This is a genomic window from Pseudomonas sp. PDM13 (assembly GCF_025685765.1).
Taxonomy (GTDB): domain Bacteria; phylum Pseudomonadota; class Gammaproteobacteria; order Pseudomonadales; family Pseudomonadaceae; genus Metapseudomonas; species Metapseudomonas solani.
In genome coordinates this window covers 1-21777 of sequence record NZ_JAOTQU010000028.1, presented here as the reverse complement: position 1 = coordinate 21777, position 21777 = coordinate 1, and the positions used below count along the sequence as shown (strand labels likewise).

The following is a 21777-nucleotide window of genomic DNA, read 5'->3' as shown; positions in this document are numbered from 1 at the left end:
AGAGAATGGAAGAGGCGGATTGTAGCGGAAAGGTCAGCGCCCGCGCGTGGCAAAGCTGGCCAGGGCGCGCTCGATGCATTGCACGGTCTTTCCGAAGGCCTGGAGGCTGACGTCGGCGAAGGGTTGGCCGCCCTGGTCGGCGATCAGCAGCAGGGCGACGCGACCGTTGGCAGGGATGGAGCGCAGCAGCACGTGGTCGGCCGGGAACAGTGCCTTGAGGTTGCCGGGTATCAGCGCCGAGTACTGCGCGGCGTTCTCCGGCGTCAGGCGCAGTTGGCCGGGTTGCGCGAGCAGGCGGCGCAGCACCTGGCTCTGGGCCGGGTCCAGCTGCAGGCCGGCCGCTTCCTTGGGCAGCCCGGCGCTTTGCTGCACCGCCAGCCGGCTCTGGGTGCGGTCGGTGAGCAGGATCAGGCAGCGGCGCATGCCGCAGGCCGTGAGGGCGTCGCGGGCACAGCCGGTGAGCTGGACGATGTTGGCGAAGGGGCTGGGTTCCTTCAGCAGTTGGCTGCAATGCTGGCGCCATTCGCTGAGTGCGGCGGCGGGAGGCGGAGTCGGCTTCACTTCCTCGGTCGGCCAGCGGCTGCAATCCCAGGGCCAGATCAACGCCTGGGCCGGGTGCCAGAGGTCGCTGCGCGCGTGCTTGCGGGCGCTGTCGGCAGCGTGCTGGTGGATCAGCTGCTGCAGCTCGGTCAGCGGCAGTTGCATGTAGAGGCCGGTGAGGCGCTGCCAGCGCAGGCTGTGGTCGCAGGCCCAGGAGTCGTGGGCGGAGACCGCCAGCCCGTTGGCCAGCAATACCGTATTGCCCGGCTGGGTGAGCCAGCGGCGCAGGGCCGGGTCGGCATCGAGCATCTGCTGCTGGTGCAGGGGATGTTCGTTGTCACGGGCGATGTGCAGGGCCTTCACCAGCATGCGCCGGTCGGCGTTGAGCAGGCGGTAGCCGTAGGTGATCCAGTCCGGCAGCTTCCAGTGCTCGGCCAGGGCCTGACACAGGCGCAGCAGTGGCACGCCGAGCAGTTCGAGCTCCACCTTGCGTGCCGGCTCACCACGGACGATAACGCGGGTTTCCCAGGCGGCGAACAGCTGCGGGTGCAGGGCCAGCAACGGCCATAGCGGGGACAGGAACAGCAGGCTGTTCCAGTGGATTTCCTGCCACAGGCGCGCCAGACGGGCCGCGAACAGGCCACTGGCCTGTTGCGAGGCGTGCTGGCTGATCAGTTGCAGTTGGCGCAGTGCCAGAGGGATATCGGCTTCATTGACGGCGGGCAGGCGGTTGAGCAGCTCTTCCGAGCGCTTCAGGCCGAGGCGGGTCAGTGCCACTTCCAGGCTTTCCGCCGGGCTGTCGAGGGCGGAGCCGGCGCGGTTCGCCTCACGCATGATGCTCAGTGCCAGGCCGGGACTATCCTGAATCAGGTCAGCGATCTCGCGCATCGAACGGCGGCTGTCGCCCAAGGCGCGGCGCACCCGTTCATGGCTTTCCGCCGGAATCGGGAGGCGGACGCCATCGAGTTGTTTGATCCAGGCGTCGAGGCTGCTGGGTAGGGGCATCTGCGTCTTCATGAGGTTTGAGCCAAACTGGCTTTTCGCCTTAACTGGCTATAGTCTGGCGCATAAGTTCCGATAATTAGAAGGGTTGTTTTCATAACCCTATTACTGACCCTTCAAGTCTCACTTTATGGCAAAAATAATCGGCATCATCGTCGTATTCGCCACCGTTCTCGGCGGATATGTCCTTTCCCACGGCAAGATCGGTGCCCTGATACAGCCTTTCGAGGTGTTGATCATCGGCGGCGCGGCGCTCGGGGCCTTCCTCCAGGCCAACCCGGGCAGCACCTTCATGCACGTGCTGAAAAAGTCGCTGAAGATGTTCGGCTCGCGCTTCACCCATGCCTTCTACCTGGAAGTGCTGCGCCTGCTCTACGAGATTCTCAACAAGAGCCGCCGCGAAGGGATGATGGCCATCGAGGCCGATATCGAAGACCCGGCCGCCAGCCCGATCTTCAGCAAGTACCCTGGCATCCTCAAGGATGCCGGGATGGTCGCGTACATCAGCGACTACTTGCGCATCATGTCCTCCGGCAACATGGCACCCCATGAACTCGAAGGCCTGTTCGACATGGAGCTGAACAGCCTGAAGGAAGAACTGGAACACCCCTCCCACGCCGTTACCCGCATCGCCGATGGCTTGCCGGGCTTCGGTATCGTCGCGGCGGTACTGGGTATCGTGGTGACCATGGCGCTGCTCGGCCAGGTCGAGCAATCCGCGCTGGGGCAGCACGTGGGCGCGGCCCTGGTGGGTACTTTCCTCGGTATTCTCGCGGCCTACGGCTTCTTCGGTCCCCTGGCCGTCTGCCTGGAGCACGACGCCAAGGAAGAACTCAACGTCTACGAAGCCATCAAGGCCTGCCTGGTCGCTTCGGCCTCCGGGATGCCGCCGTCGCTGGCGGTGGAGTTCGGGCGCAAGGTCCTGTTCCCCGCCCATCGCCCGAGCTTCAGCGAGCTCGAGCAGGCCGTTCGCGGTAGCTGACCGGGACTGAGCCATGGACAACAACCAGCCGATCATCGTCAAGCGGGTCAAGAAGATCGCCGCTGGGCACCACGGCGGTGCCTGGAAGATCGCCTTCGCCGACTTCGCCACTGCGATGATGGCGTTCTTCCTGGTGCTCTGGCTGATGTCCTCGGCCACGCCCGAGCAGAAGAAGGCCATTTCCGGCTACTTCCAGGACCCCATCGGTTTCACCGAAAGCGCCAGCCCCTATGTGATCGATCTCGGCGGTACGCCGACGCCGGCGCCGGACCGTACGCTCAACCCCGAGCTGAAGGACGCCCCTGACGCCCAGGAGGCGGCGATCGACTCGACCAACAAGCAGGTCGACGCCAAGCAGGTGGAAACCCTGGCCGACCAGATCGAGAAGGAACGCCTCGAGATGCTGCTGCAGGAGCTGCAGAACAAGGTCGACGAGAACCCCGAGCTGCGCAAATTCAAGGATCAGATCCTGTTCGAGATCACCCAGGATGGCTTGCGCATCCAGATCATGGATGCCGCCAACAGGCCCATGTTCGACCTCGGTAGCGCGCGCCTGCAGCCCTATTTCGAAGACATCCTGCTGATCATGGCCGAGACCATCAAGGCCGTGCCGAACAAGATCAGCATCAGCGGCCACACCGATGCCAAGCCCTTCGCCGGGGCCGGCGAATTCGGCAACTGGGAGCTTTCCGCCGGCCGCGCCAACGCCGCCCGTCGAACCCTGGTCGCAGGCGGTTACCCCGATGATCAGGTCGCGCGGGTGGTGGGCTACGCCTCCTCGGCGCTGTTCGATCGCGAGGACCCCTTCAACCCGGTCAACCGGCGCATCGATATCATCGTGCTGACCAAGAAGGCCCAGCGCGATATCGAAGGCTCCCATGGCGATCAGAACGCACCCGCTGAAGAGGGTGCGCCGCCGGCTACGCCTGCCAGCGGCACTCAGCCGGCCATCCCGGGCGCGGCTTCGGGAACCCAGGCCACGCCGCCGGGCGCCGCCGCGCCGCTGCAACCCCAGGAACTGCAGCAGAAGCTGAACATCTTCGAGGACGGCGTGCTGAAGATGGACGAGAACAAACAGCCCTGACGGCAGCCCGACCCGAATGAAAAAGGCCACGCGATTGCGTGGCCTTTTCGTTGGCGGCGCCTGTCAGTACTCGGGTTCCGGCAGGCTTTCGAGGATGTGCCGGTAGCTCGACATGCGCTGGGGCTGCACGCGGCCGTCCTCCAGCGCCTTGAGCAGGGCGCAGCCGGGCTCGCGGTCGTGCTTGCAGTCGCGGAAGCGGCAGGTGCCGAGCAGGTCGCGGAACTCGATGAAGCCGGCTTCCACATCGTGGCGGCTGACGTGGCCAAGGCCGAATTCGCGGATGCCGGGGGAGTCGATCAGCTCGCCGCCACCGGGGAAATGGAACAGCCGCGCGGTGGTGGTGGTGTGGGTGCCCTTGCCGGTCAGCTCGGAGAGCGGGCCGACGCGGGTGTCGACGCCGGGCAGCAGGCTGTTGACCAGGGACGATTTGCCGACGCCGGACTGGCCGACGAACACGCTGACGTGGCCGTCGAGGCGCGTCTGCAGGTCCTGCATCCCGCCGCCACCGTGTGCCGAGACTTCCAGCAGCGGGTAACCCAGCTGTCGATAGACGCCCAGCAGCGAGTCGAGCATCGCGCTGTTGTCCTCGTCCACCAGGTCGGCCTTGTTCAGCAGCAGCAGCGGCTGGATGCCGGCATGCTCGGCGGCCACCAGGTAGCGGTCGATGAGGTTGGCGTGTGGGTGGGGCAGGGGGGCGAAGACGATGACGATCAGGTCGACGTTGGCCGCCACCGGCTTGAGCAGGCCGCGCATGTCCGGGCGGCACAGCTCGCTGGTACGCGGCAATTGCGCGACGATCACGCCGCTGCCCTGGTTGCCCGAGCGCCAGACCACGCGATCGCCGGTAACCAGCGCTGGCAGGTTGGCACGCAGGTGGCAGCGGAATACCTGGCCGGCGATCTCGCCTTCCAGCGCCTCGACCTCGACCTGCACGCCGAAGTGGGCGATCACCAGGCCGGTCTGTTCGGGGCCGAGATCGCCGCCTTCCAGCTCGTCGAGCGCGCGTGATTCGCGCTTGGCCGCACGGGCGGCGCGCTCTTCCTGGATCTTCTCGATGCGCCAGCTTTGCCGGCGGCTGAGGTGGCGTTTGGCCATGGAACTTCCACTGATTGAAAACGGCGGCGAGTTTAGCACGGGCAGCCCGGCGGACCGGGCTCTAAGCTAGAATGCGCGCCTTGCCTTGGAGAGCGAACATGCAGAACGCACAGAACCTGATCTGGATCGACCTGGAAATGACCGGCCTCGATCCCGACAACGACGTCATCATCGAAATGGCCACCATCGTCACCGACAGCGACCTCAACGTGCTCGCCGAAGGCCCGACCATCGCCGTGCACCAGAGCGACGAGATCCTCGCCGGCATGGACGAGTGGAACACCCGCCAGCACGGCCAGAGCGGCCTGACCCAGCGCGTGCGCGAAAGCCGCATCAGCGCCGCTGAAGCCGAGGCGCAGACCCTGGCCTTCCTGGAGCAATGGGTGCCGAAGGGCAAGTCACCGATCTGCGGCAACAGCATCTGCCAGGACCGCCGCTTCCTCTATCGCCACATGCCCAAGCTGGAGGGCTACTTCCACTACCGCAACCTGGACGTCTCCACCCTCAAGGAACTGGCCGCGCGCTGGGCGCCCCATGTGCGTGACGGCTTCAAGAAAAGCAGCACCCACCTGGCCCTGGACGACATCCGCGACTCCATCGCCGAGCTGCGTCACTACCGTGAGCACTTCATCAAGGTCTGAGCCGTTTCAGGCTGCCTGGTGTCGGGCGAGGGCCCACTCCACGTGTTCGCGCACCAGCTCCGAGGGGTACTCGCGCCTGGCACGCAGGGCCTCCAGCACCGGGATGGTCGAGGGGGCGTTGCCCAGGCCGACCGCCAGGTTGCGCAGCCAGCGCTCGTAGCCGGCGCGGCGTAGCGGCGAGCCTTCGGTGCGGGCAAGGAACTCCTCCTCGTTCCAGCCGAACAGCTCCGCCAGGGCCGCATTGTCCAGGCCGTGGCGGGGCTGGAAGTCGCCCTGGTCGGTGGGGCGGGCGAAGCGGTTCCAGGGGCAGACCATCTGGCAATCATCGCAACCGAACACGCGATTACCGATCAGCGGGCGCAGCTCTTCCGGGATCGAACCCTTGAGCTCGATGGTCAGGTAGGAGATGCAGCGCCGCGCGTCCAGCTGGTAGGGCGCGACGAAGGCGGCGGTGGGGCAGATGTCCATGCACGCCGAGCAGCGCCCGCAGTGTTCGCTGCCGTGGGGTGCATCCACCGGCAGCGGCATGTCGACGAAGAGTTCGCCGAGGAAGAAGTAGCTGCCGGCCTTGCGGTTGAGCACCAGGGTGTTCTTGCCGATCCAGCCGAGGCCCGCCTGTTCGGCGATGGCCTTCTCCAGTACCGGTGCGCTGTCGACGAAGGCGCGATAGCCGAAGGGGCCGATGGCCTGCTGGACCCGCTCGGCCAGTTGCTGCAGGCGCTTGCGGATCAGCTTGTGGTAGTCGCGGCCCAGCGCGTAGCGCGAGACGTAGGCCTTCTCCGGCTGCCCCAGTACCTGCGCCATGCGTGTGTCACCGGGCAGGTAGTCCATGCGCAGAGAGACCACCCGCAGCGTGCCGGGGACCAGTTCGTCCGGGTGGGAGCGCTTGCTGCCGTGGGCGGCCATGTAATCCATCTCGCCCTGGTAGCCCGCGTCCAGCCAGCGCTGCAGGTGCGCCTCGTGCTCGCCCAGCTCCACCCCGGTGATGCCCACTTGCTGGAAGCCGAGTTCGCGTCCCCAGTCCTTGATGGACTGCGCGAGGTCGGCGAGTTGTTCGGGAGTTAGGGACATGCTGGAGGGAAACCGGAATCGAGGTGCGTATAATTCTGCCAGACCTAGCCCTGAACACCGAATCGCATGCCCGACCCAATCGATGACCTGCCGCTCGCCCTCTATTCATCTGCCCAGGTGCGCGAGCTGGATGCACGCCTGATCGCCGCCGGTACGCCGGGGTTCGAGTTGATGCAGCGTGCCGCCCATGCCGCCTGGCGTGCCCTGCGTCGCCGCTGGCCGAACGTCGGCGAACTGACGGTGCTGGCCGGCCGTGGCAATAACGCTGGGGATGGTTACCTGATCGCTGCGCTGGCCTTGCGCGCGGGGTGGCGCGCCCAGGTGCTGGCCGTGGGTGATGCTGCTGCACTTGAAGGCGACGCCGCGCTGGCGCGGGATGAGGCGCTGAGCGCCGGTGTGCCCATCCTGCCGTGGGACGAGACGGCGGACCTCCAGGGCGTCGTGGTGGATGCGTTGCTGGGAACCGGACTCGTCGGTGAGGTTCGCGAGCCTTATGCCGAGGCCATCCATTGCATCAATGCCAGCCACCTGCCGGTGCTCGCGGTGGATGTCCCTTCCGGCCTCTGCGCCGATACCGGTCGCGTGCTTGGCGTTGCGGTGCGCGCCGACCTCACCGTGACCTTCATCGGCCTCAAGCTGGGCTTGTTTACCGGCGCGGCACCCGATCGGGCCGGCGAGCTGGTTTTCGACGGCCTGCAGGCGGACGAAGCGATCGTTGCCAGCCAGCTTTTCGTCGCCCGGCGCCTGGCCGTCGATGGGCTCGACCTCCTGGCCTCGCGCCCGGCGACTGCTCACAAGGGGCGCTACGGCCGCCTGCTGGTGGTGGGCGGTGACCTGGGTACCGGTGGTGCGGCCTTGCTCAGCGCCGAAAGCGCGCTGCGCAGCGGGGCCGGCATGGTGTCGCTGGCCACCCGGGGCGAGCACGTTGGCGCTGCGCTGTCGCGCATGCCTGAAGTGATGAGCGTGGGGGTCGCGTCCGCCAATCAGCTGCGTGGCCTGGCCACTGCGTCCAGCGTATTGGTGGTCGGCCCAGGGCTCGGCCAGGGCGCCTGGGGGCGCAGCCTGCTGAGCGCCGTGATTGCGCACGAGGTGCCCCAGGTCTGGGATGCCGATGCCCTCAATCTATTGGCAGCGGGTGGGGTCGTTTTACCCGAGGGTTGCGTGATCACGCCGCACCCGGGGGAGGCCGCGCGGCTGCTGGGTGCCAGCATCGCCGAAGTCCAGAAGGATCGTCCCGCCGCCGCTCTCGCGCTTGCCCGTCGCTATCGCACCACCGTGGTGTTGAAGGGCGCCGGCAGCCTGATCGCGGGCGCGGATGGCCGCCTGGCGCTCTGTGATCGCGGCCATCCCGCCATGGCCGGCGCCGGGCTGGGGGATGTGCTCGCGGGCGTTATCGGTGCCCTGCTGGCCCAGGGCATGGCGCCGTTCGAGGCTGCCTGTCTGGGCGTCTGGCTGCATGCCAGCGCTGGCCAACTGCTAGGCGCCCAGGGGCGCGGGCTCGCAGCCAGTGACCTGATTCCTACCATTCGTCAGCTGCTCGAGGAGTGCTCGCCGTGCCTGAGTTGAATCTTTTTGCCGACGGCGAAGACGCCATGCTGGCGCTGGGCGCGCGCCTGGCGCAGGCGACCGGAGGCCGCGGCATCATCTACCTGCACGGCGATCTCGGGGCCGGCAAGACCACGCTGTCGCGCGGCATCCTGCGTGGCCTGGGCCATGGCGGTTCGGTGAAGAGCCCCACCTTCACCCTGGTGGAGCCCTACGAGATCAGCGAGTTGCGTGCGTTCCACTTCGACCTGTATCGCCTGGCCGACCCGGAAGAGCTTGAATTCCTGGGTATCCGTGACTATTTCGAGGGCGATGCGCTGTGCCTGATCGAGTGGCCCCAGAGGGGCACCGGCATTTTGCCAAAGGCCGACATGGACATTACCATTAGCCCCCATGCAGGCGGCCGTACGCTGCATCTGTCGCCGCATACCGAGCGTGGCGAGTCCTGGTGCGCCGCCTTGGCCACGGGAGTATGAACAAGAGAATGGGGTGGGGTATGCGCTCGCGCGCGCTGTTTGCCGGGATTGGGGTTCTGCTTGCGGTGTTTGCCGCTGATGTCCTGGCCGCTGCGGAGGTTCGTGGCGTTAGGCTTTGGCGCGCCCCTGACAATACCCGGCTGGTGTTCGACCTGTCTGGCCCCGTGCAGCACAGCGTGTTCACGCTGGCGGCACCCAATCGCATCGTCATCGACATCAGCGGCGCTCAGCTGGCCACCAAGCTGGAGCAACTGTCGCTGAGCAATACGCCCATCACCAGCGTGCGCTCCGCCCAGCGCAGCCCCACCGAGCTGCGGGTGGTGATCGACGTATCCGCCGCCGTCGTACCCAAGAGCTTCTCCCTGGCGCCGAACCAGCAGTACGGCAACCGCCTGGTGGTGGACCTGTTCGACCAGGAAGCCGCTGCCAATGAGGCTTCAACGCCCCAGGTGGCCGTGGCGCCGAGCACGCCGCAGCCGCCGGTATCGCCGACCCAGCCCGCCACCAGCAAGCTGCCGCCGGTACCCGGTGGTAACCGCGACATCATCATCGCCATCGACGCCGGCCACGGCGGCGAAGACCCGGGCGCCCTCGGGCCCAAGGGGCAGCATGAGAAGGACGTGACCCTGGCCATCGCCAAGGAGTTGCAGCGCCAGATCAACCAGGAAAAAGGCTTCCGGGCCGAGCTGGTGCGTACCGGCGACTACTTCATCCCGCTGCGCAAGCGCACCGAGATCGCCCGCAAGAAGGGCGCGGACCTGTTCGTTTCCATCCACGCCGACGCCGCGCCCAGCCGCAGCGCCTTCGGTGCCTCGGTATTCGCCCTGTCGGACCGTGGCGCCACCTCGGAGACCGCCCGCTGGCTGGCCGACAACGAAAACCGTTCCGACCTGATCGGCGGTGTCGGCAGCGTTAGCCTGGATGACAAGGACCGCATGCTCGCAGGGGTGCTGCTGGACCTGTCGATGACCGCGTCGCTGTCCTCCAGCCTCAACGTCGGGCAGAAGGTGCTGACCAACATCAGCCGCGTCACGCCGCTGCACAAGCGCCGCGTCGAGCAGGCCGGCTTCATGGTGCTGAAGTCTCCGGACATTCCCTCGATCCTGGTGGAAACCGGCTTCATCTCCAACCACAACGAATCGCAGAAGTTGGCCAGTGCCGGTCACCAGCAGGCCCTGGCGCGCTCCATCCAGGGCGGCATCAAGCAGTTCTTCCAGCAGAACCCGCCGCCCGGCACCTACATCGCTTCCCAGCGTGACCAGGGCAAGATCGCCGCCGGCCCGCGTGAGCACCTGGTCACCTCCGGTGAAAGCCTGGCGCTCATCGCCCAGCGCTACCAGGTGAGCCTTGCGGCCCTGCGCAGCGCCAACGGCCTGAAAAGCGACAACATCAAGGTCGGCCAGACCCTGGACATTCCCGCCACTGCCCTGGCTGCCCAGCCATGAGCGAGCTGCGCCGCATCCAGCTATTGAGCCCACGCCTGGCGAACCAGATCGCCGCCGGCGAGGTGGTCGAGCGCCCGGCCTCGGTGATCAAGGAGCTGCTGGAGAACAGCCTCGACGCGGGCGCCCGGCGCATCGACGTCGAGGTCGAGCAGGGCGGCATCAAGCTGCTGCGGGTGCGCGACGACGGCGGCGGCATTCCGGCCGACGACCTGCCGCTGGCCCTGGCACGCCACGCCACCAGCAAGATCCGTGACCTCGAAGACCTCGAGCGGGTGATGAGCCTGGGCTTCCGTGGTGAAGCGCTGGCGTCCATCAGTTCCGTGGCGCGGTTGACCATGACCTCGCGTACCGCCGATGCCGAACAGGCCTGGCAGGTGGAGACCGAGGGGCGTGACATGGAGGCCCGTGTACAGCCTGCAGCGCACCCGGTGGGCACCTCGGTGGAAGTGCGCGACCTGTTCTTCAACACCCCGGCGCGGCGCAAGTTCCTGCGTGCCGAGAAGACCGAGTTCGACCATCTGCAGGAAGTGATCCGGCGGCTGGCCCTGGCTCGCTTCGATGTCGCCTTCCACCTGCGACACAACAACAAGACGGTCTTCGCCCTGCACGAGGCGAAGGACGAGATCACCCGCGCGCGGCGCGTGGCCAGCGTGTGCGGCCCGGCCTTCCTCGAGCAGGCGTTGCCGATCGAGGTGGAGCGCAACGGCTTGCACCTGTGGGGCTGGGTCGGCCTGCCGACCTTCTCCCGTAGCCAGGCGGACCTGCAGTACTTCTACGTGAATGGCCGCATGGTGCGTGACAAGCTGGTGGTGCACGCGGTGCGCCAGGCCTACCGCGATGTGCTCTACAACGGTCGGCACCCGACCTTCGTGCTGTTCCTGGAGGTGGACCCGGCCGTGGTGGACGTCAACGTGCACCCGACCAAGCATGAAGTGCGCTTCCGCGAAAGCCGCATGGTCCATGACTTCCTCTACGGCACGCTGCACCGTGCGCTGGGCGAGGTGCGGCCCGAAGATCACCTGGCTGCACCCGCGGCCGTGGGTGGCATGGTCCGGGCTACCGGGGCCGAGGCGGGCGAATTCGGCCCTCAAGGTGAAATGAGCCTGGCCGCGACCGTTCTGGAACAGCCCGTCAGCCAGCCCGCCTGGACGCCGTCGTTCGGTGGCGCAGGGGCCGGTTACCAGGCGCCACGCCCCTCACCGGTGCTGGGCACCGCCGAGGCGCAGGGTGCCTACCGTGAATATTTCGCGCCCATGACGGGCCAGCCCGCTGCCGCATTGCCGGACAGCCAGGGCGATATCCCGCCGCTGGGCTATGCCCTGGCGCAGCTCAAGGGCATCTACATCCTCGCCGAGAACGCCCAGGGGCTGGTGCTGGTGGACATGCACGCGGCCCATGAACGCATCACCTACGAGCGCCTGAAGGTCGCCATGGCCAGTGAAGGGCTCAAGGGGCAACCGTTGCTGGTGCCCGAGTCGTTGGCCGTGAGCCAGCGTGAAGCCGACTGTGCCGAGGAACACGGCAACTGGTTCCAGCGCCTGGGCTTCGAACTGCAGCGTCTCGGGCCCGAAACCCTGGCCATCCGCCAGACGCCCGCATTGCTCAAGCAGGCCGAGGCGACCCAACTGGTGCGCGACGTGCTCTCCGATCTGCTGGAGTACGGCACCAGTGATCGCATCCAGGCCCACCTGAACGAGCTGTTGGGCACCATGGCCTGTCACGGCGCCGTACGTGCCAACCGCCGCCTTACCCAGCCCGAAATGAATGGCCTGTTGCGCGACATGGAACACACCGAGCGCAGCGGCCAGTGCAACCATGGCCGCCCCACCTGGACGCAGCTGGGTATGGACGATCTGGACAAGCTCTTCCTGCGTGGCCGCTGAGATGGGGCAGCCCCTGCCACCGGCCATCTTCCTGATGGGCCCCACTGCCGCCGGCAAGACCGACCTTGCCCTGGACCTGGCGCGCCACCTGCCTTGCGAACTCATCAGCGTCGACTCGGCGCTGGTCTATCGCGGCATGGACATCGGCACGGCCAAGCCCGAGAAGTCCGTTCTTGAGGCATTCCCCCATCGTTTGATCGATATCCGCGACCCGGCGCAGAGCTACTCTGCAGCCGAGTTCCGCACCGATGCGCTGGCCGCGATGGCCGAGATCACCGCCAAGGGGCGTATCCCCCTACTGGTCGGCGGCACCATGCTCTACTACAAGGCGCTGCTGGAAGGCCTGGCGGACATGCCCAGCGCCGACCCGGCCGTGCGCGCGGAGCTGGAGGCGCGTGCCGAGCAAGAGGGTTGGGAGGCGCTGCATCGCGAGCTGGCGGAGATGGACCCGGAGTCCGCTGCGCGCATCCACCCGAACGACCCCCAGCGGCTCACCCGCGCCCTGGAGGTGTACCGGGTGAGCGGGATGACGATGACCGCACATCGTCAGCGACAGGCGTTGCAAAATCCCGACTCGGGCCCCTCTGGCCGGGGGCATTTGCCTTATACTGTGGCCCACTTGGCGATCGCTCCGACGCAGCGCCAGGTGTTGCACGCGCGAATCGCGCAACGATTTCGTCTGATGCTGGAACAGGGCTTTGTCGAAGAGGTCGAAGCTCTGCGCGAAAGACGTGACTTGCACGCCGGACTGCCGTCTATAAGAGCTGTCGGTTATCGCCAGGTATGGGAATACCTGGACGGCGACCTGACCCGGGCCGAAATGGAAGAGCGAGGCATCATTGCAACGCGCCAATTGGCCAAGCGGCAGTTCACCTGGTTACGTAGTTGGGCTGATATACATTGGCTGGACAGCCTGGCTTGCGACAATCTGCCGCGCACCTTGAAATACCTGGCGTCGGTCTCCATATTGGGCTGAGACCTCACCAGTTACCGTCTATCCTTGGGGGTAGGGCGGCTTAACTTTCTCGTCATTTGACAACTAAATCGATTTATATCCCTACAGGAGTGCGGCATATGTCAAAAGGGCATTCGCTACAAGACCCTTACCTGAATACCTTGCGTAAGGAACGCGTACCGGTTTCCATCTATCTGGTTAACGGCATCAAGCTGCAAGGCCAGATCGAATCCTTCGACCAGTTCGTGATTTTGCTGAAGAACACTGTCAGCCAGATGGTCTACAAGCACGCAATCTCCACCGTGGTACCGAGCCGCCCCGTGCGTCTGCCGAGTGCCACCGAGCAAGAAAACCCCGAGCCTGGTAACGCCTGATAGGAGTCTGCATTGTTTTTCGAACGCCCTGGTGGTGGTGAACGGGCCATCCTGGTTCATCTGGACGGCCAAAATCCCGAGGCGCGAGAAGACCCGCAGGAATTCCAGGAGCTGGCTCGGTCGGCTGGCGCCGACACGGCGGCATTCATTTCCGTGTCGCGCCACCAGCCGACGGCAAAGTATCTGATCGGCACTGGCAAGGTCGAAGAGCTGCATGACCTGGTCAAGGCCGAGCAGGTCGAACTGGTCATCTTCAACCACACCCTTTCGCCCAGTCAGGAGCGCAACCTCGAGCGAGCGCTCGAATGCCGCGTTCTCGATCGCACCGGCCTGATCCTCGATATCTTCGCCCAGCGCGCCCGCACCCATGAGGGCAAGCTGCAGGTGGAGCTCGCCCAGCTCGAACACATGAGCACGCGGCTGATTCGCGGCTGGACCCACCTCGAGCGACAGAAAGGTGGTATCGGCCTGCGTGGGCCGGGTGAAACCCAGCTCGAAACCGACCGCCGTCTGCTGCGTGTGCGCATACGCCAGATCAAGCAGCGTCTCGACAAGGTGCGCAGCCAGCGCGAGCAGGCTCGTCGCGGGCGCAAGCGTGCCGATATCCCCTCCGTTTCCCTGGTTGGCTACACCAACGCCGGCAAGTCCACGCTGTTCAATGCCGTGACCTCGTCCGAGGTCTATGCTGCGGACCAGTTGTTCGCCACGCTCGACCCGACGTTGCGTCGCCTGGAACTGAACGATTTCGGCCCCATCGTGCTGGCCGATACCGTGGGCTTCATCCGTCACCTGCCGCACAAGCTAGTCGAGGCCTTCCGGGCTACCCTTGAGGAGTCCAGCAACTCCGACCTGCTGCTGCACGTGATCGACGCCCATGAGCCTGAGCGCATGGCGCAGATCGAGCAGGTCATGGCGGTGCTGCATGAAATCGGTGCGGATGGCTTGCCGATGCTCGAGGTGTACAACAAGATCGACCTGCTCGATGGCATGGAGCCGCAGATCCAGCGGGACGCAGATGGCAAGCCTGAACGGGTCTGGCTGTCGGCACGTGATGGTCTCGGGCTCGATCTGCTCAAGCAGGCGATTGCCGAGTTGCTGGGGGATGATCTGTTCGTCGGTACCCTGAGGCTGCCGCAGAAGCTGGGCAGGCTCAGGGCGCAGTTCTTTTCCCTTGGCGCGGTGCAGAGCGAGCAGCACGATGAGGCGGGTGACTTCCTCCTGGCGCTGCGTGTACCGCGTGTGGAGCTCAATCGTCTGGTCAGCCGTGAAGGCTGGAAGCCGCAGGAGTTCCTGGAGCAACACACTTTGCAATAAAGCCCGCGGGTGCGCTTTTTGCCGCGGGTGGCGGGCTTTCGGTAGCATTGGCGGGCGTGCCGTGGGTGCGTCTTTGCTTTATCAGTATGGAGAGCGCTATGGCTTGGAATGAGCCGGGTGGCAACTCGAACAATCAGGATCCCTGGGGTGGACGCCGTGGTGGCGATCGCAAGGGGCCGCCAGATCTGGACGAAGCCTTCCGCAAACTGCAGGACAGTCTCAATGGGCTGTTCGGCGGCAAGAAACGTGGTGGTGGCGAAAGTGGTGGCAAGGGCGGCGGCTTCGGCCTGGTCGGCATTGCCCTGTTCCTTCTCGCCATGGTCTGGCTCTACAGCGCCGTGTACGTGGTCGATGAGCAGGAGCAGGCCGTGGTGTTGCGCTTCGGTAAGTACTACGACACCGTCGGCCCGGGCCTGAACATCTATTTCCCGCCCATCGATCGCAAGTACCAGGAAAACGTCACCCGCGAGCGTGCCTATAGCAAGCAGGGGCAGATGCTCACCGAAGACGAGAACATCGTCGAGGTGCCGCTCACCGTCCAGTACAAGATCACTGATCTGCAGAAGTTCGTACTGAACGTCGACCAGCCTGAAGTCAGCCTGCAGCATGCCACCGAAAGCGCGCTGCGCCATGTGGTCGGCTCCACCGAGATGGACCAGGTCCTGACCGAGGGGCGTGAGCTGATGGCCAGCGAGATCAAGGAGCGCCTGCAGCGGTTCCTCGATACCTACGGCACCGGCATCACCGTCACCCAGGTGAACGTGCAGAGCGCAGCCGCCCCGCGTGAGGTGCAGGAAGCGTTCGACGACGTGATCCGCGCCCGTGAAGACGAACAGCGTGCCAAGAACCAGGCCGAAGCCTACGCCAACGGCGTGATCCCCGAGGCCCGTGGCCAGGCGCAGCGCATCATCGAGGACGCCAACGGGTACCGCGATGAAGTCATCTCCCGTGCCAAGGGTGAGGCGGATCGCTTCACCAAGCTGGTGGCCGAGTACCGCAAGGCGCCGGAGGTCACGCGTCAGCGTCTGTACCTCGACACCATGCAGGAAGTCTTCAGCAACACCAGCAAGGTGCTGCTGACCGGCGACAAGGGGCAGAACAACCTGCTCTATCTGCCGCTGGACAAGATGATCGACAACCGTGGTGGTAGCGGCAGTGCCGTTCCCGGTGCGGCTGCCAGTGGCGCCGCCGACCTTGGCGCGCGCGTCACCACCGATCTGCAGCAGCGCGATCTGCGTTCTAGGGAGAGTCGCTGATGGGTAACAAATCGCTGATCGCCCTGATCGGAGCCGTTGTCCTCGCCTTGGTGGCCTGGAGCAGCTTCTACATAGTGGCGCAGACCGAGCGTGCGGTACTCCTGCAGTTCGGTCGTATCGTCGAAGCCGACGTCAAGCCGGGTCTCCATGTGAAGATTCCGTACGTCAACCAGGTGCGTAAGTTCGACGCTCGCCTGCTGACCCTGGACTCTCCGACCCAGCGCTTCCTGACCCAGGAAAAGAAAGCGGTCATGGTGGATGCCTACGCCAAATGGCGCGTGGCGGATGCCGAGCGCTTCTACACCGCGACTTCCGGCCTCAAGCAGATCGCCGACGAGCGCCTGTCGCGCCGCCTGGAAGCGGGCCTGCGTGACCAGTTCGGCAAGCGCACCCTGCATGAAGTGGTTTCCGGTGAGCGTGACGGCCTGATGGCTGATATCACCCGCTCGCTGAACACCATGGCCAGCAAGGAGCTGGGCATCGAGGTGGTGGACGTCCGCGTCAAGGCCATCGACCTGCCCAAGGAAGTGAACCGCAGCGTGTTCGAGCGCATGAGCACCGAGCGTGAGCGTGAAGCCCGTGAACACCGCGCCAAGGGTAGCGAGCTGGCCGAGGGTATCCGCGCGGATGCCGACCGTCAGCGCCGCGTGCTGTTGGCCGAGGCTTATCGCGAATCGGAAGAGGCTCGTGGTGATGGTGACGCCCAGGCGGCTGCCATCTACTCCAAGGCGTACAGCCAGGATCAGGAGTTCTACAGCTTCTACCGCAGCCTCAAGGCCTACCGCGAGAGCTTCTCGAGCAAGGGCGACGTGATGGTTCTGGACCCGAGCAGCGAGTTCTTCCAGTTCCTCAACAAGGCCAAGTGATGGTCTTCCCCGGCGGACGGTCCTGTCCGCCGGGGTGACCCGCCGGGAAAACGTGGTATCATGCGTCAGCCGGGAAATCCCGGCTTTTTTGCGTCCGCGAGAATCATGTGGCAGGAAATCGGCATAGCGTTTTGTTTCGTGCTGGTGCTGGAAGGCATCCTGCCCTTCCTCTATCCGCGCCGTTGGCGCGCCGCGGTGCACGGGTTGGCAGGGTTGAAAGACCGCCAGCTCCGCCTCATGGGCCTCGTCAGCATGTTGCTGGGGACCGGCCTCCTGTATCTGCTTCACTGAAGGCTTGCCGCCCGGCTGAGAGGGGAATGGCGTAATGGCAACGGTAGATCGCTGGCTGCTGCCAGATGGAATCGAAGAAGTACTGCCGCCCGAAGCGGCGCGCATCGAAGCAGCCCGCCGCCAGGTACTGGACCTGTTCCAGCGCTGGGGCTACGACTTCGTGGTCACCCCGCACATCGAATATCTCGAGTCACTGTTGACCGGTGCCGGCCAGGATCTGGACCTGCGCACCTTCAAGGTGACCGACCCGCAATCCGGTCGCCTCATGGGCTTCCGTGCCGACATCACCCCGCAGGTGGCGCGCATCGACGCCCACACCCTGCGCCGTGAAGGCCCCAATCGTCTGTGCTATGCCGGCAGCGTGCTGCATGCCATGCCGCGTGCGCTTTCCACGTCTCGCAGCCCGATCCAGCTGGGTGCCGAGCTCTATGGCGACGCCAGCCCGGCCAGTGACGTAGAGGTCATCAGCCTGATGCTGGAGATGCTCGAGCTGGCGGCCGTGCCGGATGTGCACATGGACCTCGGCCACGTCGGTATCTACCGCGGCCTGGCCCGTGCCGCCGAGCTGTCGGGCGAAGTGGAGCAGCAACTGTTCGATGCCCTGCAGCGCAAGGCCGTGGACGAAGTGGCCGAGCTGACCGAGTCCCTGCCCAGCGAACTGGCTTCCATGCTGCGCGCACTCGCCGAGCTGTGTGGCGACCGCCAGGTGCTTGAGCTGGCCCAGGGCGTGCTGATGGATGCGCCGGACGAGGTGCATGTCGCCCTCGACGAGCTGATCGCCATCGCCGACGAGCTGGAACTCCGCTATCCCGAACTGCCTCTGTATTTCGACCTGGGTGAATTGCGCGGCTATCACTACCACACGGGTGTGGTGTTCGCCGCCTTCGTACCGGGTGAGGGGCAGTCCATCGCTCAGGGCGGTCGCTATGACGATATCGGTGCCGACTTCGGTCGTGCCCGTCCGGCTACCGGCTTCTCCACCGACCTGAAGACCCTGGTCACCCTGGGGCGGATGGATCTTGACGAAATCCCGACCGGTATCTGGGCGCCCGACGTCCATGACGTCTACCTTTGGCAGGCTGTGAAACGGCTGCGCAGCGAAGGTCAGCGCGTGGTCCAGGCATTGCCGGGGCAGGATGTAGATAGCGCGCAGGAGGTCGGCTGCGATCGTCAACTGACCCTGCTTGACGGGCGCTGGCAGGTTGCGCCCCTGGTTTCCTAAGGTTTTCCCGCCGGCCGTTGCCGGCATCGAGCTTCCGAAGAGGACAAGTGTTATGGGTAAGAATGTCGTGGTCCTGGGCACCCAGTGGGGTGATGAGGGCAAAGGCAAGATCGTCGACCTGTTGACCGACCAGGCAGCCGCTGTCGTGCGCTACCAGGGCGGCCACAATGCCGGTCACACGCTGGTGATCGACGGCGAGAAGACCGTGCTCCACCTGATCCCGTCCGGCATCCTGCGCGAGAACGTGCAGTGCATGATCGGCAACGGCGTGGTCGTCGCGCCGGACGCGCTGATGCGCGAGATCACCAAGCTGGAAGAGAAGGGCGTGCCGGTTCGCGAGCGCCTGCTCATCAGCCCTTCCTGCACCCTGATCCTGCCGTACCACGTCGCCCTCGACCAGGCGCGTGAGAAGGCCCGTGGCGATGCCAAGATCGGCACCACCGGCCGTGGTATCGGCCCGGCGTACGAAGACAAGGTCGCCCGTCGTGGCCTGCGCATCGGTGACCTGTTCCACCGCGAGCGTTTCGCCGCCAAGCTCGGCGAGCTGCTGGACTACCACAACTTCGTCCTGCAGAACTATTACAAAGAGCCGGCCGTCGACTTCCAGAAGACCCTCGATGAAGCCCTGGGCTACGCCGAAGTGCTGGAGCCGATGATCACCGACGTCGCGGCCCGCCTGCACGAACTGCGCAAGCAGGGCGCCTATATCATGTTCGAAGGCGCGCAAGGCTCGTTGCTGGACATCGACCACGGCACCTACCCCTTCGTCACCAGCTCCAATACCACCGCTGGCGGCACCGCCACCGGTTCCGGTTTCGGCCCGCTGTACCTGGACTACATCCTCGGTATCACCAAGGCCTACACCACTCGCGTGGGCTCGGGTCCGTTCCCCACCGAGCTGTTCGACGAGACCGGCGCCTTCCTGGCCAAGCGTGGCCATGAGTTCGGCTCCACCACTGGTCGCGCCCGTCGTTGCGGCTGGTTCGACGCCGTCATCCTGCGTCGCGCCATCGAGATCAACAGCATCTCTGGCCTGTGCCTGACCAAGCTGGACGTACTGGACGGCCTCGAAACCATCCGTATCTGCGTCGGCTACAAGGACCAGAACGGTGACGTGCTGGTCGATGCGCCGACCGACGCCGACAGCTACATCGGCCTGCAGCCGGTTTACGAAGACATGCCGGGCTGGAGCGAATCCACCGTCGGCGTGAAGTCGCTCGATGAGCTGCCGGTCACTGCCCGCGCCTACATCAAGCGCATCGAGGAGCTGGTCGGTGCCCCCATCGACATCATCTCCACCGGCCCGGATCGCAACGAAACCATCGTCCTGCGCCACCCGTACGCCTGAGTCGACTGACTCGAAAAAGGGCCGCCTCGTGCGGCCCTTTTTCATGGGCGAAAGAAAATATTGCGGCACGGCCCTTGCTGGCGCTTTATAAATCCCTGAAGTCGCCGTTAAAGAAGAACGGTCGTAGAGGAGCATCGTCGTGTCCGCCATCCTTTCCCTGCTCAGAAGCCGCTTGCTGCGGCCTGTCTTCATCGCTCTCGGCGTCTCCCTGCTGGTGCAGGTGGTGGTGGCCGTTGCCCTGACTCGGGGCACGGTCGACTCGCTGGTCGAGGATCTCGGTCAGCGCCTGGGTGACGACACCCGCCGCCTGTCGGGCGAGCTGGAGCAGGCCGGGCAAGAGGTTTCCGGCAGCCTCTCCAGTCTTTCCAGCAAGACCCGTGAGCGCCTCAGTGCCTCCCTGTCCGAACGCCTCAAGGCGGAACAGGGTCAATTGCGTTCCACGCTGGAAGAGAACCTCAAGGCGTCCGCCACCGATCTCGCCCAGTTGCTCGCCGCGGTCGCGCCACGCGCCATGTGGGACAACGACATACCCACGCTCTCCGAATTCGCCCGCCGCGCCCAGCGCAATCCCAACGTGCTCTTCGTGGTGTATGACGATGCCCAGGGCCAGCACCTGACGCGTTACCTCAATCGCGAAAACGCCGCGATCAAGGCCCTGCTGGCCAAGGGGCAGGGTGAGCGTGCTTTGGACAAGGTACTCAATGCCGCCGCCAGCGACCCGTCCGTCTACATGGTCGAAGCCTCCATCAGCCCCAATGGCGTGGAGATCGGCAAGGTACGCCTGGGGGTCTCCACGGCCACCATCGAAGACCAGTTGAAGGCGCTGGACTCACGCTTCAGCGCGCTGATCGCCAGCGGCGGTGAGCTGGTGGGGCAGAGTCTTTCCGGTGCGGCGACCGATAGCACGGCGGTGCTGACGGCGCGGCTCAAGTCCGCCCAGGAGGCCGCCAATGGGATGAGCACCGGCACCCAGAAGACCGTAGAAGGTGCCGCCAATGAGTTGCGCTGGCGCATCGGCCTGGCCCTGGTACTGGTGGGGCTCGGTGTATTGCTGGTGCTGGCGGTGGTGCTCGGCCATCGCGTGGTCAATCGCCTGCGCCTGCTGATCGCCGCATTGAATGACCTGGCCGCCGGTGAGGGCGACCTGACCCGGCGCGTGCGTCTGGACAGCACTGATGAGTTGGGCGAGATGGCCACGGCGGTGAACCGCTTCATCGACAAGCTGCAGCCCATCGTCCGCGAGGCCGGGGATGTGGCGGTGCGCACGGGCAGTGAAATCCGCTCCTTGTCTGAGCGCAGCCTGGCGGCCGCGGCGGCTGCCGAGCGTCAGCGCAATGAGGTCGCCGGCAGTCTCGATGCGCTGGCGCAGATGACGGCCGAGGCCCAGGGCGAAAGCCAGGCCATGCAAACGGCCCTGCAGCAGGTTGGCGAGATCCGTCAGGCGACCCAGGACAATGCCGCCATCGCCCGCAAGGTCGGCGGCCTGATCGAGACCTTGGAAGAGCGCGTGCAGAACGGCGCTGAAGTGATCGAGCGCCTGGCGCGGCAAAGCGAGCAGATCGAAGTGGTGCTCTCGGTCATCCACGGCATTGCCGAGCAGACCAACCTCCTGGCGTTGAACGCGGCGATCGAAGCGGCGCGGGCGGGGGAGAGTGGTCGCGGGTTTGCGGTGGTGGCCGACGAGGTGCGTGCACTGGCCAGCAAGACCCAGCAATCCACCGGTGATATCCAGGCGCATATCGGTGCACTGCAGAAGGGCGCCAAGGAGGCGGTCGCGGCGATTGCCCAGGCGCGCGCGCGCGCAACCGAGGGGATCGATGCGCTACGGGACAGCGAGCGTCTGCAGCAGAGCGTGCAGCAGGCGGTGGAGGAAGTGCACGAGGCGGTGAGGGCGGCGGCGCGAGCGGCCGAACACCAGGCCGAGGGGGCGCATGCCGTGCGGGGCCGGGTCGACGTCATTCATTCCGAGGCGCGCCTGGCGGCGGACGCCGTGGCGGCAACCGTCAGCAGCGGGCGTGTGCTCGATGGCCTGGCGGCGCAACTGAAATCCAGCCTCGGCCAGTTCAAGGCCTGATGGCTGGATGCCAGAAAGCACAAAGCCGAGCAGAGCTCGGCTTTGTGTTGAAGAGTGGTGCCCAGGAGAAGACTCGAACTTCCACGGTGTTGCCACCGCTAGGACCTGAACCTAGTGCGTCTACCAATTCCGCCACCTGGGCACATTGCGATGATCGCTCACCGACTTTTTTTTGCTGCACTTGATCGACCGGCTCGACAGGGTGTGCTGCTACCCTTTGTACTGCAAACCAAGCCAAAGGCTCAGTCGCTTGAATAATGGTGCCCAGGAGAAGACTCGAACTTCCACGGTGTTGCCACCGCTAGGACCTGAA

General features: G+C 65.4%; 19 protein-coding genes and 1 tRNA gene. 16 read left to right on the top strand and 4 right to left on the bottom strand.

Annotated features, from left to right (window positions below):
* Nucleotides 1–33 precede the first annotated feature (33 nt).
* Nucleotides 34–1557: an HDOD domain-containing protein gene (locus OEJ36_RS24745; protein WP_263403775.1), complete on the bottom strand. Its 1524-nt coding sequence runs from the start codon at nt 1555–1557 to the stop codon at nt 34–36.
* Between the two features lie 115 nt (nt 1558–1672).
* On the opposite strand from OEJ36_RS24745, the gene motA reads away from it, so the two are divergent.
* Entirely contained in the window at nt 1673–2524 is an 852-nt protein-coding gene (motA, locus tag OEJ36_RS24740; protein ID WP_263403774.1) for a flagellar motor stator protein MotA, read from the top strand.
* 13 nt (nt 2525–2537) lie between these two features.
* On the top strand, nt 2538–3608 hold the full coding sequence (motB, locus tag OEJ36_RS24735; protein ID WP_263403773.1) for a flagellar motor protein MotB: 1071 nt from the start codon (nt 2538–2540) through the stop codon (nt 3606–3608).
* 63 nt (nt 3609–3671) lie between these two features.
* Here the strand turns inward: motB and rsgA are convergent, their stop codons facing one another.
* A complete protein-coding gene (gene rsgA / locus OEJ36_RS24730) occupies nt 3672–4703 on the bottom strand; it encodes a small ribosomal subunit biogenesis GTPase RsgA (protein WP_263403772.1) in 1032 nt (343 codons plus the stop codon).
* 98 nt (nt 4704–4801) lie between these two features.
* On the opposite strand from rsgA, the gene orn reads away from it, so the two are divergent.
* The gene (orn, locus tag OEJ36_RS24725; protein ID WP_021219749.1) at nt 4802–5344 is read left to right on the top strand and encodes an oligoribonuclease; all 543 of its coding nucleotides are present in this window, start codon (nt 4802–4804) and stop codon (nt 5342–5344) included.
* A gap of 6 nt (nt 5345–5350) precedes the next feature.
* Here orn and queG read toward each other — a convergent pair whose 3' ends face one another.
* A complete protein-coding gene (gene queG / locus OEJ36_RS24720) occupies nt 5351–6415 on the bottom strand; it encodes a tRNA epoxyqueuosine(34) reductase QueG (protein WP_263403771.1) in 1065 nt (354 codons plus the stop codon).
* Between the two features lie 66 nt (nt 6416–6481).
* Here queG and OEJ36_RS24715 point away from each other — a divergent pair, with 66 nt between their 5' ends.
* The 13 genes from OEJ36_RS24715 (at nt 6482) to OEJ36_RS24655 (ending at nt 21464) form a co-directional block, all read left to right on the top strand.
* On the top strand, nt 6482–7981 hold the full coding sequence (locus OEJ36_RS24715; protein ID WP_263403770.1) for an NAD(P)H-hydrate dehydratase: 1500 nt from the start codon (nt 6482–6484) through the stop codon (nt 7979–7981).
* 26 nt (nt 7982–8007) lie between these two features.
* The gene (tsaE, locus tag OEJ36_RS24710; protein WP_411861052.1) at nt 8008–8436 is read left to right on the top strand and encodes a tRNA (adenosine(37)-N6)-threonylcarbamoyltransferase complex ATPase subunit type 1 TsaE; all 429 of its coding nucleotides are present in this window, start codon (nt 8008–8010) and stop codon (nt 8434–8436) included.
* A gap of 8 nt (nt 8437–8444) precedes the next feature.
* Nucleotides 8445–9881, top strand: a complete 1437-nt coding sequence (locus OEJ36_RS24705; protein WP_263403834.1) for an N-acetylmuramoyl-L-alanine amidase — start codon at nt 8445–8447, stop codon at nt 9879–9881.
* Nucleotides 9878–11764, top strand: a complete 1887-nt coding sequence (mutL, locus tag OEJ36_RS24700; protein WP_184490533.1) for a DNA mismatch repair endonuclease MutL — start codon at nt 9878–9880, stop codon at nt 11762–11764. Before OEJ36_RS24705 ends, mutL begins: the two co-directional genes overlap by 4 nt.
* A gap of 1 nt (nt 11765) precedes the next feature.
* Nucleotides 11766–12740 carry a tRNA (adenosine(37)-N6)-dimethylallyltransferase MiaA gene (gene miaA / locus OEJ36_RS24695; protein ID WP_263403768.1) on the top strand — a complete coding sequence of 325 codons (975 nt, stop codon included), beginning with the start codon at nt 11766–11768 and terminating at the stop codon, nt 12738–12740.
* Between the two features lie 98 nt (nt 12741–12838).
* Complete coding sequence (gene hfq / locus OEJ36_RS24690) at nt 12839–13093, top strand: RNA chaperone Hfq (protein WP_031287790.1); 255 nt, start codon at nt 12839–12841, stop codon at nt 13091–13093.
* 12 nt (nt 13094–13105) lie between these two features.
* The gene (gene hflX, locus OEJ36_RS24685) at nt 13106–14407 is read left to right on the top strand and encodes a ribosome rescue GTPase HflX (protein ID WP_263403767.1); all 1302 of its coding nucleotides are present in this window, start codon (nt 13106–13108) and stop codon (nt 14405–14407) included.
* 98 nt (nt 14408–14505) lie between these two features.
* Nucleotides 14506–15663 (top strand): FtsH protease activity modulator HflK, encoded by a 1158-nt coding sequence (gene hflK / locus OEJ36_RS24680; protein ID WP_021219740.1) that lies wholly within the window; start codon nt 14506–14508, stop codon nt 15661–15663.
* Nucleotides 15663–16529, top strand: coding sequence for a protease modulator HflC (gene hflC / locus OEJ36_RS24675; RefSeq protein WP_263403766.1), 867 nt, complete (start codon nt 15663–15665; stop codon nt 16527–16529). The genes hflK and hflC overlap by 1 nt, the downstream gene beginning before the upstream one ends.
* A gap of 105 nt (nt 16530–16634) precedes the next feature.
* Nucleotides 16635–16820 carry a DUF2065 domain-containing protein gene (locus OEJ36_RS24670; RefSeq protein WP_031287789.1) on the top strand — a complete coding sequence of 62 codons (186 nt, stop codon included), beginning with the start codon at nt 16635–16637 and terminating at the stop codon, nt 16818–16820.
* Nucleotides 16821–16854: 34 nt separating this feature from the next.
* The gene (locus tag OEJ36_RS24665; protein ID WP_263403765.1) at nt 16855–18042 is read left to right on the top strand and encodes an ATP phosphoribosyltransferase regulatory subunit; all 1188 of its coding nucleotides are present in this window, start codon (nt 16855–16857) and stop codon (nt 18040–18042) included.
* Between the two features lie 52 nt (nt 18043–18094).
* A complete protein-coding gene (locus OEJ36_RS24660) occupies nt 18095–19390 on the top strand; it encodes an adenylosuccinate synthase (RefSeq protein WP_263403764.1) in 1296 nt (431 codons plus the stop codon).
* 139 nt (nt 19391–19529) lie between these two features.
* A complete protein-coding gene (locus tag OEJ36_RS24655) occupies nt 19530–21464 on the top strand; it encodes a methyl-accepting chemotaxis protein (protein WP_263403763.1) in 1935 nt (644 codons plus the stop codon).
* Nucleotides 21465–21519: 55 nt separating this feature from the next.
* On the opposite strand, the gene OEJ36_RS24650 is transcribed toward OEJ36_RS24655, so the two are convergent.
* Nucleotides 21520–21606, bottom strand: a tRNA-Leu gene (locus tag OEJ36_RS24650).
* Nucleotides 21607–21777: the final 171 nt, after the last annotated feature.

Bases quoted from the DNA above. Each gene is read 5' to 3' on its own strand.
- OEJ36_RS24705 (WP_263403834.1), top strand. From the start codon at position 8,445: ATGGGGTGGGGTATGCGCTCGCGCGCGCTGTTTGCCGGGATTGGGGTT.
- OEJ36_RS24670 (WP_031287789.1), top strand. From the start codon at position 16,635: ATGTGGCAGGAAATCGGCATAGCGTTTTGTTTCGTGCTGGTGCTGGAA.
- hflC (WP_263403766.1), top strand. From the start codon at position 15,663: ATGGGTAACAAATCGCTGATCGCCCTGATCGGAGCCGTTGTCCTCGCC.
- hflK (WP_021219740.1), top strand. From the start codon at position 14,506: ATGGCTTGGAATGAGCCGGGTGGCAACTCGAACAATCAGGATCCCTGG.
- OEJ36_RS24745 (WP_263403775.1), bottom strand. From the start codon at position 1,557: ATGAAGACGCAGATGCCCCTACCCAGCAGCCTCGACGCCTGGATCAAA.
- orn (WP_021219749.1), top strand. From the start codon at position 4,802: ATGCAGAACGCACAGAACCTGATCTGGATCGACCTGGAAATGACCGGC.
- queG (WP_263403771.1), bottom strand. From the start codon at position 6,415: ATGTCCCTAACTCCCGAACAACTCGCCGACCTCGCGCAGTCCATCAAG.
- OEJ36_RS24660 (WP_263403764.1), top strand. From the start codon at position 18,095: ATGGGTAAGAATGTCGTGGTCCTGGGCACCCAGTGGGGTGATGAGGGC.
- OEJ36_RS24715 (WP_263403770.1), top strand. From the start codon at position 6,482: ATGCCCGACCCAATCGATGACCTGCCGCTCGCCCTCTATTCATCTGCC.
- rsgA (WP_263403772.1), bottom strand. From the start codon at position 4,703: ATGGCCAAACGCCACCTCAGCCGCCGGCAAAGCTGGCGCATCGAGAAG.
- miaA (WP_263403768.1), top strand. From the start codon at position 11,766: ATGGGGCAGCCCCTGCCACCGGCCATCTTCCTGATGGGCCCCACTGCC.
- mutL (WP_184490533.1), top strand. From the start codon at position 9,878: ATGAGCGAGCTGCGCCGCATCCAGCTATTGAGCCCACGCCTGGCGAAC.
- motB (WP_263403773.1), top strand. From the start codon at position 2,538: ATGGACAACAACCAGCCGATCATCGTCAAGCGGGTCAAGAAGATCGCC.
- motA (WP_263403774.1), top strand. From the start codon at position 1,673: ATGGCAAAAATAATCGGCATCATCGTCGTATTCGCCACCGTTCTCGGC.
- tsaE (WP_411861052.1), top strand. From the start codon at position 8,008: ATGCTGGCGCTGGGCGCGCGCCTGGCGCAGGCGACCGGAGGCCGCGGC.
- OEJ36_RS24665 (WP_263403765.1), top strand. From the start codon at position 16,855: ATGGCAACGGTAGATCGCTGGCTGCTGCCAGATGGAATCGAAGAAGTA.
- hfq (WP_031287790.1), top strand. From the start codon at position 12,839: ATGTCAAAAGGGCATTCGCTACAAGACCCTTACCTGAATACCTTGCGT.